At 64.0% G+C, this 11,964-nt stretch carries 11 protein-coding genes; 2 read left to right on the top strand and 9 right to left on the bottom strand.

Annotated elements, in window-relative coordinates:
* Window positions 1-210: 210 nt before the first annotated feature.
* Window positions 211-951 carry a GntR family transcriptional regulator gene (locus tag IEX33_RS18470; protein ID WP_188732352.1) on the top strand — a complete coding sequence of 247 codons (741 nt, stop codon included), beginning with the start codon at window positions 211-213 and terminating at the stop codon, window positions 949-951.
* A gap of 18 nt (window positions 952-969) precedes the next feature.
* The gene (gene iolB / locus IEX33_RS18465; RefSeq protein WP_188732351.1) at window positions 970-1,863 is read left to right on the top strand and encodes a 5-deoxy-glucuronate isomerase; all 894 of its coding nucleotides are present in this window, start codon (window positions 970-972) and stop codon (window positions 1,861-1,863) included.
* A gap of 58 nt (window positions 1,864-1,921) precedes the next feature.
* On the opposite strand, the gene IEX33_RS18460 is transcribed toward iolB, so the two are convergent.
* From IEX33_RS18460 to IEX33_RS18420, 9 genes are all read right to left on the bottom strand, one after another.
* The gene (locus IEX33_RS18460; protein WP_188732350.1) at window positions 1,922-2,962 is read right to left on the bottom strand and encodes a Gfo/Idh/MocA family protein; all 1,041 of its coding nucleotides are present in this window, start codon (window positions 2,960-2,962) and stop codon (window positions 1,922-1,924) included.
* Between the two features lie 106 nt (window positions 2,963-3,068).
* A complete protein-coding gene (locus IEX33_RS18455) occupies window positions 3,069-4,064 on the bottom strand; it encodes a Gfo/Idh/MocA family oxidoreductase (protein WP_188732349.1) in 996 nt (331 codons plus the stop codon).
* Between the two features lie 87 nt (window positions 4,065-4,151).
* Complete coding sequence (locus IEX33_RS18450; RefSeq protein WP_188732348.1) at window positions 4,152-5,087, bottom strand: ATP-binding cassette domain-containing protein; 936 nt, start codon at window positions 5,085-5,087, stop codon at window positions 4,152-4,154.
* Window positions 5,088-5,100: 13 nt separating this feature from the next.
* Window positions 5,101-6,150: an ABC transporter permease gene (locus tag IEX33_RS18445; protein ID WP_188732347.1), complete on the bottom strand. Its 1,050-nt coding sequence runs from the start codon at window positions 6,148-6,150 to the stop codon at window positions 5,101-5,103.
* Between the two features lie 64 nt (window positions 6,151-6,214).
* Window positions 6,215-7,216: a substrate-binding domain-containing protein gene (locus IEX33_RS18440; protein WP_188732346.1), complete on the bottom strand. Its 1,002-nt coding sequence runs from the start codon at window positions 7,214-7,216 to the stop codon at window positions 6,215-6,217.
* Window positions 7,217-7,472: 256 nt separating this feature from the next.
* A complete protein-coding gene (locus IEX33_RS18435) occupies window positions 7,473-8,909 on the bottom strand; it encodes a sugar porter family MFS transporter (protein WP_229675451.1) in 1,437 nt (478 codons plus the stop codon).
* Window positions 8,906-9,781 carry a sugar phosphate isomerase/epimerase family protein gene (locus tag IEX33_RS18430; RefSeq protein ID WP_188732345.1) on the bottom strand — a complete coding sequence of 292 codons (876 nt, stop codon included), beginning with the start codon at window positions 9,779-9,781 and terminating at the stop codon, window positions 8,906-8,908. The genes IEX33_RS18435 and IEX33_RS18430 overlap by 4 nt, the downstream gene beginning before the upstream one ends.
* A 101-nt stretch (window positions 9,782-9,882) precedes the next feature.
* Window positions 9,883-10,896: a Gfo/Idh/MocA family protein gene (locus IEX33_RS18425; RefSeq protein WP_188732344.1), complete on the bottom strand. Its 1,014-nt coding sequence runs from the start codon at window positions 10,894-10,896 to the stop codon at window positions 9,883-9,885.
* Between the two features lie 46 nt (window positions 10,897-10,942).
* Complete coding sequence (locus IEX33_RS18420) at window positions 10,943-11,854, bottom strand: sugar phosphate isomerase/epimerase family protein (RefSeq protein WP_188732343.1); 912 nt, start codon at window positions 11,852-11,854, stop codon at window positions 10,943-10,945.
* Between the last annotated feature and the right edge of the window lie 110 nt (window positions 11,855-11,964).

Here is an 11,964-nt window from a genome sequence, read left to right as displayed (position 1 = left end):
CTCTTCCCGGACCTTTTCCAATGAGGCAACGTATCCTGCTCCGCGGACCTTTTCCATGAGTCAACGCGTCCCCTTGACCCGGATGGCGCGGCTGCTAGGATCGAAGAAGAAATGAAGTATGTCCTATCAAGAGAACATATAGCGGCAAAGCGGCCGTTCCCGCCCCACCGGGCGACGACGTCCCGCAACAAGGAACATGAGGGAAGTACCGTGGCGCACAACCTGGGTCTCAGCATCGACCGCTCCTCCCCCGTCCCCCTGTACCACCAGGTGGTGCAGGGGATCGAAGCCGCCATTTTCAGCGGAGTACTGGAGCCCGGCAGCCGGTTAGATAACGAAATCGATCTGGCGGCACAGCTGAACCTCTCGCGCCCCACGATGCGCAAGGCCATGGATGAACTGGTCCGGTCCGGGCTGCTGGTACGCAAACGCGGCGTCGGAACCCAGGTGGTATCGAGCCAGGTGCGCCGCCCCCTCGAGCTCTCCAGCCTCTACGACGACCTCACCAACAACGGCAAGAAGCCCACCACCGATGTCCTGAGCTTCGCCCATGTGGAGGCCGACGAGGCCACCCTGGCCACGCTCCAGTTGCCTGCCGGATCCAAGGTCTACCACTTCACCCGGCTGCGGAAAGTGGCAGGCAAGCCCCTGGCACTCATGGAGAACTGGGTCCGTGACGACATCGCCGAGATGAGTGAAGCCACGCTGTCGGCGGAAGGCCTCTACGCCATCCTGCGCCGCGGCGGCGTCAACTTCCGGCTCGCCAACCAGCGCATCGGCGCCGTGGTGGCCAACGACTACCAAGCCTCCCTCCTCGAGACCGCGCCCGGATCCGCGCTGGTCACCATGGAGCGTACAGCCACGGATGACACCGGCCGCCGCGTGGAAACCGGGCACCACGTGTACCGCGGGGATTCCTACAGCTTTGAAATGACACTCGTACAGCGCTAACGCAAGGAGCCACACTCCATGACCAACTGGGTCTACCCACTGGGCACCGCTACCGACGGCACATGGGACGTCTCGATCGGGGCCTCGGACTCATCCCTGTCCGTGGACGGCTGGGCACATACTGGACTGAAGGTGGCCACGCTCGCCGCGGGGGCCGACGTCGTCCTTCCCGCCGCCGAAGAGGAACGCATTGTGGTGCCCCTTAACGGATCCTTCACCGTCACGGTCGATGGCACCGAATACCGACTGGACGGGCGCACCTCCGTGTTCCACGGCCCCAGCGACGTCCTGTACTCGGGTACCGGACGCGCCGTCAGCATCACCTCGCCCGACGGCGGGAGGGTGGCGGTCGCCACTGCCCCGGCACAGGAGGCGTACCCCACCCGGCTGGTGACCGCCGCGGAAACCCCGGTTGAGCTGCGCGGCGCCGGCAACTGCTCCCGCCAGGTCCACAACTTCGGCACACCGGCCGCACTGGAAGCCGACCGGTTCATCGTCTGCGAGGTCCTCACCCCCGCCGGCAACTGGTCCTCCTATCCCCCGCACAAGCATGACGAGGAGAAGGACGGCGAGACCCACCTCGAGGAGATCTACTACTTTGAGACGCGGGTGGCGGAGGGCTCGGCCGCTCCCGCCGATGCGGACGCCATCGGCTACCAGCGCGTCTACGCCTCGGACGAGCGCCCCATCGACGTCTCTGCGGAGGTCCGCACCGGGGACGTCGTCCTGGTTCCCTATGGCTGGCACGGTCCTGCCATGGCCGCACCCGGGTACGACCTCTACTACCTGAACGTCATGGCTGGGCCCGGGCCCGTGCGCGAATGGCTCATCAGCGACGACCCCCACCACGGCTGGGTGCGCCAGACCTGGGACGGCCAGGACGTCGATCCGCGGCTCCCGTTCGGCGCCTGACCCCGGCAGGTCCGTGACATCTCCCTGGTGACGCGCGGGTCCTCCAGCCGGCTGGAGGTCAGCCGGCGACGGCCGGGGCCAGCTCCACCCTCACCGGGGATCCGCTCCGCAACGACTCCTGGGCAGCCTCCGCCACGCGTGAAGCTGCCACCGCATCCTCTGGCGTGCACGGGTTGTCCCGCAGGCCCAGGATCAGCTCCACAAACGCCGCCATCTCGGCCCGGTAGGCGGCATCGAACCTTTCGGCGAAGGTCTGGTGGGGCTGCCCAGCGGGGAAAGCCACGCCTGCTTCGGCCGAGGCCAACGCGGTCCTGTCGTCCAGCCCCACCAGCAGCGATCCCCTGGAGCCCTGGATTTCGAGCCGGACGTCGTGGCCGGCCCCGTTGTAGCGTGTGGCCGAGACTGCCCCCACCGTGCCGTCGTCGAACGTCACCAGGGCGAGGGCCGTATCCACGTCCCCCACAGCCCCGATGGCCGGGTCCCCGTTGTTGGAGCCCTTCGCATAGACCTCCACGATCTCCCGGCCCGTCAGCCAGCGGAGGATGTCGAAGTCGTGCACGGAACAGTCCCTGAAGAGTCCGCCCGAGCCCGCCAGGAACTCGACGGGCGGCGGTGCCATGTCACAGGTGACGGCCCGCAGCGAATGGATCCAGCCAAGCTCACCGGCCTGGTAGGCACGCCTCGCTTCTAGGTAGCCGGGGTCAAAGCGCCGCTGATGGCCAATCTGTACCACGCCCTGCCGCTCCCGGACATACTCGAGGACCGGCAGGGCGTCCGCCACATCCAGGGCCACCGGCTTCTCGCAGAAGACCGGGATCCCTGCGTCCACCCCCGCCTTGATCAGGCCGGGATGGGTGCCTGTGCCGGTGGCAATCACCAGCCCGTCCAGGCCCGAGGCGAGCAGTGCCTCCACGGACGGCAGGAACTCGGCACCAACCCTGGCAGCCACGGCCCTGGCGTGCTCTTCGGCGACGTCCGTCAGCCGAAGCCGGACATTGATGTCCTCAGCATTACGTACGGCGTTGAGCGCCGAGATGTTGTCCGCGTGCATGGCGCCGATTCGGCCCACGCCCACCAACCCAAGAGTTATATCCTTCACAGTTCTTCCTTTGTTCTGTCTTCACCAGGGAATTTGATGCCCCACCGCGGGGAGGTGGTGTCCTCCGGCTCCGGCACGCGGGAGGCCGGCAGGACGGGAGCAGCCATCAATAGATCACCTTCGTGAAGGCTCCGTCGCTGTGCAGCGAACGGATCATGGCCTGGGCCACCTGCGATGCCCGCAGGCCGTCCTCCCCGGTGGCGAGCGGCGGGGTGTCTCCGCGTTCCAGAGCGGAGATCCAGGCCTGGATCTGCAGGCGGTAGGCGTCGGCGAAGCGCGGGCGCCAGTCGGCCGGGATGACGGACCGCTGCTGGCCTTCATGGTGGACCACCAGTGCTGCGGGTTCCGGGAGAACAGCTGTACCGCTCTCGGATACCACCTCGCACCTGGTGGTGTAGCCGTACTGCGCGTTCAGGAACAGTTCGAGGGTGGCAAGGGTGCCGTCTGCCGTCCGGAGGAGCATGAGCGCCGGGTCCTGCAGGTCTCCGGTGCTGTGCCGGGAGCTGCGCCCCGCCTGCCATGAAACTTCGGTGATGGGCGTGCCCAGCAGCCAGGGGATAATGTCGAACTCGTGGATGGCTGAATTGGTGATGGCTGATTCCGAGCTGGCACCGGGTCCCGCAGTTGCGGTGCGGCTGGTGCAGTGGACCATTAGCGGTTCGCCGTTGCTGCGGATCCGCGTTGCTTCGCGGAGTGCTGTGTAGCCCGGATCGAACCGCCTCATGAAGCCCATGGACAGAAGCCTGCCGCCGGTGGCGGCCAGGATGTCCGCCTCCGCCTCCACCACGTCGAGGCTTTCCAGGATCGTAGGGGCCAGGGGCTTCTCGCAGAGCACGGGCGTCATCGCTTCGAAGCATTCCAGCACCAGTCCGGCATGGGTGGAGTCGTGCGAGGCGATGACGACGGCGTCCACCTCGCTGGAGTTGATCAGCTCTGAGGGGTCGGTGGTAGTCCGGGCCGCCGGCGGCGCAGCTGCCGCTGCCCGTCCGGCGTCGAGGTCTGCCACGAAGGTGACTTCAGCACCGTTGACGGCTGCGGAAAGGTTCCTGATGTGGTCTGCGCCCATGACTCCTGCGCCGATGACGCCCACCCGGATCGGCATGATGTCTTCCTGTCTGCTGTTCGTGGTCTGTGCGCAATGTCGAGCGGGGCCCGTCCGGTTTTCCGGCGGGCCCCGTTCCGGTCCGTACTAGGCGTGCCGGGGGCCGCTTTCCTTGGGTGTCTCTGTGCCGTGGGTGACGTCAGCGACCTCTGCCTGCACTTCCTTAACTACCTCGCTGTGGCCGCCGAGTTGTTCGAGTTCGTGCGCGAGCTCGGCAAGTTCCGCGCCGCCGGCCATCTGGGCGGTGAGCTCGTCCAGGGCGATGTCTTTCTTGTCGTAGTAGCCAATGGACTTGCCCCGCTTGAGCAGCAGGAACCGGTCCCCCACCGGGAAGGCATGGTGCGGATTGTGGGTGATGAAGATTACCCCGAGTCCCCTGTCCCTTGCCTGGAGGATGTAGCGCAAAACTACGCCCGATTGCTTCACGCCGAGCGCCGCCGTCGGTTCGTCCAGGATCAGGACCTTGGCGCCGAAGTAGACGGCGCGGGCAATGGCCACGCACTGCCGCTCACCGCCCGAGAGCTGGCCGATGGGCTGTTCCACGTCGCGGAGGTCGATGCCCATCTCTGCCAGTTCCTTCTTGGTGATGTCCTTCATCTTTTGGACATCCATGCTTTTGAAGGGACCGAATCCGCTGGTCAGTTCAGAGCCAAGGAAGAAGTTGCGCCAGATGGGCATCAGCGGCACCACCGCCAGGTCCTGGTAGACCGTGGCGATGCCTGCATCCAGTGCATCACGGGGCGAATCGAACTTCCGCTCCTCGCCCATGATGTTCAGCGTTCCAGCGTCGTGCCGGTGCAGGCCGGCGATGATCTTGATGAGCGTGGACTTGCCGGCACCGTTGTCACCGAGCACGCAGGTGACACGGCCGTTGTCGACTGCCATCGTGACATCCCTCAGCGCCACGATGTTGCCGTAGTGCTTGCCTACGGCATCAAGGGACAGCAGGTGCACAGGAGTATGCGTGAGCGGATCTTTTTCGTTTTGCAGCAAGGTGCGCTGGTCAATTTTTTGGGCATTCATTTTCCGGACCCCTTTACTTCAGTTCCGCGCGGCGCTTGACGATGAGGTTGACGATGGTGGCCAGCAGGAGCATCAGGCCCAGGAAGAACTTGAACCAGTCCGGGTTCCACTGTGCGTAGACGATGCCCTTGTTGGCCATGCCGAAGATAAAGGCTCCAATCGCGCCGCCGATCGCAGAACCGTAGCCGCCGGTGAGAAGGCACCCGCCGATCACCGCGGCAATGATGTAGAGGAACTCGTTGCCCACGCCCTCACCGGACTGCACGGTATCGAAGGCGAAGAGGTTGTGCATGCCCAGGATCCAGCCGCAGAAACCAACTGCCATGAACAGTCCGATCTTGGTGGCCTTGACCGGAACGCCCACGGCGCGGGCCGCATTCGCATCACCGCCGACGGCGAAGATCCAGTTCCCCACGCGGGTCCGCATCAGCACCCAGGTGGCCACCGCCACAAGGGCAATCCAGATGACTACGGTGATCTGGACATCAATCCCGCCGATCCTCACTGATGACGCGAACACCGCGCGGGCGGAGGCGAAGCCGTCCATGTCCGAGATCGAGGGGGAAGATACGCCGCCGCCGATCATGCGGGTCAGGCCCAGGTTCAGGCCGGTCAGCATCAGGAACGTGGCAAGGGTGACGATGAAGCTGGGCAGTTTGGTCTTCATCAGGATCCAGCCATTGACGTATCCGATGGCCAGGGAAACCAGCAGTGCCAGGGCGACACCAACCCAGACGTTGGTGCTGAAGTACCAGCTGAACATCGAGGCGGTAAGGGCCGAACTGATGACGGCGACACCTGTGGAAAGGTCGAACTCGCCGCCGATCATAAGCAGCGCGACGCCGACTGCCATGATTCCGATGGTTGAGCTGCCGTACAGCACGGTCGCGAAGGACGAAGGCTGCAGGAAGGTCGGGGAAACCACGGCGAAGAAAACGAAGAGGACAATGGCGCCCACCAGGGCGCCGACCTCAGGGCGGCCGAGCAGTTTCTGGAGGGGGCTGCGCTTACCGATGCGTTCATCGGTCGCGGGGACGGAGGGTTTGGTCAGAGTCTGGGTCATGGGGATTCTCCTGCTATGGCGGGTTCCGGAGCCGCAAGGGCCCCGGAACCCGCTCAAAGCATCCTTAGCGGATGCCTTCCTTGGCGAACTTGAGGACGTCAGGAGCTGCTGCCTGATCGATGATCGACGGGCCGGTCAGCACCGGAAGCCCGCCACCTACGTGGATGCCGCCCCGCTTGACCTGCCAGAGGGCGTCGACGGCTCCATAGCCCTGGAGCCACGGCTGCTGGTCGACGGTAAAGGCAACCTTGCCGTCGATGATGGCCTGGGCCAGTTCACCGTTCATGTCGAAGGAGGCTACCTTGACCTTGTCCTGCAGATTGAGGGACTCCACTGCCTTGTTGATGGTCAACGTGAACGGCGCTCCCAGTCCGATGATGGCGTCTGCATCCGGGGTGGCCTGGAGTTTCGCAGTGACTGTGGAGGAAACCTGGGTCATGTCGGTTCCCTGGACAAACAGGTTCTCAGTAGCCGGGATCTTGGACTTCACGCCGGCACACCGGGCATCCAGTGCCACGTTGCCCTGTTCCATGATCACGCAGATGGGGCGCTTTGCTCCCAGCGAGGAGAGCTTCTCCCCCACGGCCGCGCCCGCGAGGTTCTCGTCCGAACCGAAGTGGGTGAAAGCGCCCACCTGCTGCCAAACATCAGCACCTGAATTAAGGCTGACTACGGGGATACCGGCGTCCGCGGCCTTCTTGAGGACGTCCTTTAGGGCGTCCGGCTTGGCCAAGGTCACGGCGATGCCGCCGACTTTCTGGTCGATTGCCTGCTGGATCAGCTGGGCCTGGCGTCCGCCCTCAGGATCCGAGGTGTAGAGCAATTCCACGTTGTCCTTTGCAGCCGCTTCTTCGGCACCCTTGCGGAGGATGTCCCAGAAGGTGTCACCGGGAGCGGCGTGGGTGATGAGTGCAACCTTCATGCGTTCTGTTGTAGCGACCTGGCCGCCGCCTGCTGCGCCGCCGGCCTCCTCGGTCCTGCCTCCGGTGCTCGAACAGGCGCTCAGTGCCAGCATCGGCACGACAGCCGCTACAAGTGTTGCTTTACGCCAGGAAAATCTAGCCACGAGTATCTCCTTTGATATCAGCTCCGGACTGCCACGATGCAGTCGCCGGAATGTGCTTACTACGATCATGGTGACTTGAACCACACATGTCAATAGTTTGTCCTGACATTAGTATGTACGCACGTAACATGGGTGCTAGGACCCGCGAAATCCGGGAGATTTCCGCGGTTAACGAGCCGCTGGCACCACGTGCGAAGACCCAAAAAGGGCACCCTCGTCTTGGGAGACGAGGGTGCCCTCCTGCGGCTCGGCGTTCTTATGGGCTCGCGACGGCCTCCGGCTTCGTTCCGGCCACATTCTTGAAGTAGTGCTCCACGTCTTCAAGGCTCTTGTCCTTGGTTTCGGGAACGTACTTGGCGGCAAACGCTATGGCGCCCACTCCGAGCACGGCGAACACAAAGAAGGTGCTGGACAGACCGATCGCCGCCAGGAGCTGCGGAAATCCGAACCCCACCATGAAATTGACGATCCAAAGGACAAAGGCGGAGGCGCCCATGCCGAGCCCGCGGATCTTGAGCGGGAAAATCTCGGAGAGCATCAGCCACGTGACCGGTGAGATGGCACCCTGCTGGAAGGCCAGGAATGTCACCGTCAGGGACAGAATCACGAAACCACGGGCTGAGCCTTCAGGCAGGATCAGTGAGAACAGGCCGATCAGAAGGAGCGCCGACGTCGTGCCTATCTGCCCCGTGATAAGCATCCGACGGCGGCCCACCCTGCCAAGCAGCCAGATTCCCACGAACGTCGCGAGGACAGAGATGACGCCGTTGGCAATGTTGGCGGTCAGCGCAGCCTCGCGCCCGAATCCGGATTGGGCGAGGATTTGGGTGCCGTAATACATGATGGAGTTCACGCCGGTGATCTGCTGGATCACCGCCAGGCCGAGGCCCACGATGAAGATCCGCCGCAGCCAGGGGATCCCAAGGTCCTTCCAGGAGCCCATCTTGGACTTGTAGTCCTCGACGGCCATGGCCTTGACTTCCTCGAACTCTGTTCGCGCCTCGGCCTGGGAGCGGATGCGTTGGAGAACGCTGAGCGTTTCGCCGAAACTTCCCATCGAGGCCAGCCATCGGGGGCTCTCGGGCATGAAGTTCATCCCGATCCAAAGTGCAATGGCAGGCAGGGTGGCGATCACCAGCATCCAGCGCCAGATGCCGCCGGCCTCCCCAAAGGTGTTGCCCAGGTAGGCGTTGAAGATGAAAGCCAGCAGCTGCCCGGTGACGATCATCAGTTCGTTCTGTGTGACGATCCGTCCGCGCCGTGCGCTGGGCGAAACTTCGGCCAGGTACACGGGAACGGTGACGGAGGCACCACCCACAGCCAGGCCGAGAATGAACCGGGCGGCGATCAAAACCTCGGTGTTTGGCGAGAAGGTGCACGCCAGCGTGCCCACAAGGAAAATGACCGCGAGGACCATAATCATCTTGCGGCGGCCGTTCCGGTCGGCCAGCCGGCCGCCGAACAGTGCACCGAACGCGGCGCCGAAGAGGAGCGACGACGTGACCAGGCCCTCGGTCAGCGGCGTCAAACCCAAATCCTCCTGCATGTACGGCAGCGCGCCGTTGATGACCCCCGTGTCGTAGCCGAAGAGGAGTCCGCCGAACGTGGAAATGATGGTGGCGGTCCGCAGCGCCCTCTTATGGTTCGGAGGCTGTTGCTCTTTGACCGCCGCGACCTTACCGGAGACACTCATGCGGTAGCTTTCTGGACGTACTGCTTCATGGTCTCCAGCTGGTAACGGGAGACGTCCTCGGCCTTCTCATCCTCCGCAAACACGCTGGAGACCATCACTGTGTCATCCCGATCCAGGAAACCGATCTCCTTCAGTCCGCCGAAGAACTCATCCCAGTTCACGTCGCCGTCACCGATCTTCAGGTGCTGGTGCACGCGCACCGGGTTGCCCGGCGGGTTGGTGATGTAGCGAAGCCCGTGTGAGGCGTGGTGGTCCATGGTGTCCGCAACGTGGACCAGGCGGAGTTTGTCCCCTGCCGCGCGCATGATGTCCAGCGGGGCGTTCTTCATGTGGAAGCTGTGTGAGGCCACGTAGACCATGCCCACGTTCTTCGAGTTCAGTCCCCTGATGACCCGGATTGCGGCCAGGCCTTCCTCCACGAAGTCGTCCGGGTGCGGGTCGATGAGCAGGTCGATGCCTTCGCGTTCGATGATCGGCAGGAGCTCCTCCATGGAGCGGTAGAACGCCCGCTCGGACTCCTCAGCCTTTTCGGGGCGGCCGCTGAACTCGGTGTTAATAGTGCCGACGCCGAGGTCAACGGTGATCTGGATGACCCGCTTCCAGTAGCGGACAGCAGCTTCGCGGGCGTCCTCGTCCGGGCCGGACCAGCGGAGCACCGGCAGGACCGAGGCAATTTCGATTCCCGCGTCCCTGCAGGCTTTGCTGAGCTGGCCCACCAGCTCGTCATCGGCTTTGGGATGGTTGTAGAAGGGGATGAAGTCCGCGTGCGGCGTCATCTGCATGTACTTGTAACCCAGATCTGCAGCCACGCGGGGAAACTCCAGCAGACTGTGGCTGTGGTGGAAAGGGGTGGGATCAAGTGCGATTTTCACGAGGAACACTCCATTGTGGATCAGTCAGGCGGGAGTCTTTGTCCAGATACGCAGGGTTGGAAGGCCCGGAAGTCGGCATATCTGGACAAAAACTCCGCGGGTCAGCGGTAAAGGTCCGGCTTGGCGGCGAGCTTCACGGCCACCTTCTCGCCGCTCTTCTGGGCTTCGACGCCGGCCTCGCAGCAGGCCGCGGTGGCGTAGCCGTCCCACGCGGTGGGACCGCCGATTTCGCCCTTCAGCGCAGCGTCAACCCATGACTGGATTTCGACGTCGTACGCCGCGCCGAAGCGCTCTTCGAATCCGGGGGTAACGTTGCCGCCCCAGCGGCCGGCGCTGCGGGTGTAAGGGCCCTTGTCCCCGCCGATGTTGACGATGCCCTCTTCGAAGGAGGCCTGGGTGGCCACTTCGTAGCCGAACTTGGCGTTGACATAGATTTCGACGTCGGCCAGGACGCCTGACTCCGTCTCCAGCAGGACGTGCTGGGGATCGTGCTGCCCGGCGGGGGCGTTCTTGGTGGCCTTCCCCATGCGGACCTGGACGCTGGTGATTTCCTCTCCGGTGAAGAACCGGATGGCATCGAACTCGTGGACCACGGAATCGTTGATCAGCATCTCGTTGGTGAAGCCCGGCGGCGTGGTGGGGTTACGGTGCTGGTGGTGCAGCATCAGCAGTTCGCCCAGCTCGTGGTTGCCGATGATCTGGCCCAGTGCGGCGTATTCGGCGTCGAAGCGGCGCATGAAGCCCACCTGGATGCGCTTGTGCCCCAGCGCAACTTCAGCCTCCACGATCTTCCAGGAGGACTCGGCATCGGGGGTCAGCGGCTTCTCGCACAGGATCGGGATGTCCTTGGCGATGGCCTTCAGCAGGATGTCCTCGTGCAGGAAGCCGGGCGTTGCAATGAGTACTGCGTTGACGTCGCCGTTGTTGAGGGCGTCCTCGGCGTCGGCAAGGGCCACGGCGCCCGGAATGCCTTCAACTGCCGCCTGCGCGCGGGCCAGGTCAACGTCCACGACGGCGGCAACCTCGGCTCCGTGGATTCGGGTGTTGAGGCGCTGGATGTGGTCGGCGCCCATGCGCCCGGCGCCGATGACGGCAACGCGGAGTGCTTCAGTCATTGTTTTCGTTCCTCCAGGGGTCTTAGCGGATGCTGCAGTGTGGTTGTCAGTTGACAGTGGTTCGGGAACCACAGGACAGCAGGTAGTTGCGGGTGCGCTTGGCAATGGGCATTGGCACATCGAAGGCTACCGGGTACATGTCCTGCTCCACGATGCCGAAGATGGGCCGGTTGAGGGCCTCCACCGCTTCGATGACGGCGCGCAGGTCGGGAAGCCCGTTCGGCGGCTCGGTCATGACGCCGGCCAGGTTGGCGGCGGCCCAGGTCATGTTTTCCTCGTTGACCCTTTTGAGGATCTCCGGGTTGATCTGCTTCAGGTGCAGGTAGCCGATCCTGTCCGGGTAGTTCTTGATCAGCTCGAGGCTGGAGGCACCGCAGTATTCGGCGTGGCCCGTGTCCAGGCACAGGTTCAGGTACTTCGGGTCCGTAGCGGCCAGGAGGGTTTCGATGTCTTCCTGCGCCCCGACATGGGAGTCAGCGTGGGAATGGAACTGCTGCTTGAGGCCGAAATCCTCCAGCAGGGTCTTCCCCAGGCGGTTGTGGCCGGCGAAAAGGTCGCTCCACGCCTTGTCCGTCAGGGTGCCGCTCTCCACCGCTTCGCCGGTGACGTCGTCGCGCCACATGGCCGGAATGACCACGATGTGCTCGCCGCCCATGGCCGCCGTCAGTTCGGCCACTTTGCGGGCCGGTTCCCAGGCGGATTCCCACTGGTCCAGTCCGCGGTGGAAGGCAGTGAACACCGTGCCTGCGGTGACCTTGAGGTCGCGCTGCTTCAGTTCTTCCGCCAGCCGCGTGGGATCGGTGGGCAGGTAGCCGTACGGGCCCAGTTCAATCCACTTGTAGCCGGACTCGGCAACCTCATCGAGGAACCGTTCCCAGGGCGTCTGCTTGGGGTCATCCGCGAACCAGACACCCCAGGAGTCCGGCGCCGTGCCGATGATCAGTTTGTTCTCAGTCATTGTCTGTCTCTTTGATAGGGGCCACGCCGCCAGGGTTCCCTTGCCGTGGAGCCAAATCGGCGAGGGTCCCGGCCTGAGCTTGCGAAGGCTGGGGGCCGATTTGGACTTGC

The sequence above is a fragment of the Pseudarthrobacter scleromae genome, assembly GCF_014644515.1.
Classification (GTDB): domain Bacteria; phylum Actinomycetota; class Actinomycetes; order Actinomycetales; family Micrococcaceae; genus Arthrobacter; species Arthrobacter scleromae.
Note: the sequence above shows the minus strand (reverse complement) of the source record. Positions and strands in the feature narration are given on the sequence as shown.

Coding starts and splice junctions, on each gene's coding strand:
- IEX33_RS18425 (WP_188732344.1), bottom strand. CDS start 10,896: ATGACTGAAGCACTCCGCGTTGCCGTCATCGGCGCCGGGCGCATGGGC.
- IEX33_RS18455 (WP_188732349.1), bottom strand. CDS start 4,064: ATGCCGATCCGGGTGGGCGTCATCGGCGCAGGAGTCATGGGCGCAGAC.
- IEX33_RS18450 (WP_188732348.1), bottom strand. CDS start 5,087: ATGAATGCCCAAAAAATTGACCAGCGCACCTTGCTGCAAAACGAAAAA.
- IEX33_RS18420 (WP_188732343.1), bottom strand. CDS start 11,854: ATGACTGAGAACAAACTGATCATCGGCACGGCGCCGGACTCCTGGGGT.
- IEX33_RS18435 (WP_229675451.1), bottom strand. CDS start 8,909: ATGAGTGTCTCCGGTAAGGTCGCGGCGGTCAAAGAGCAACAGCCTCCG.
- iolB (WP_188732351.1), top strand. CDS start 970: ATGACCAACTGGGTCTACCCACTGGGCACCGCTACCGACGGCACATGG.
- IEX33_RS18445 (WP_188732347.1), bottom strand. CDS start 6,150: ATGACCCAGACTCTGACCAAACCCTCCGTCCCCGCGACCGATGAACGC.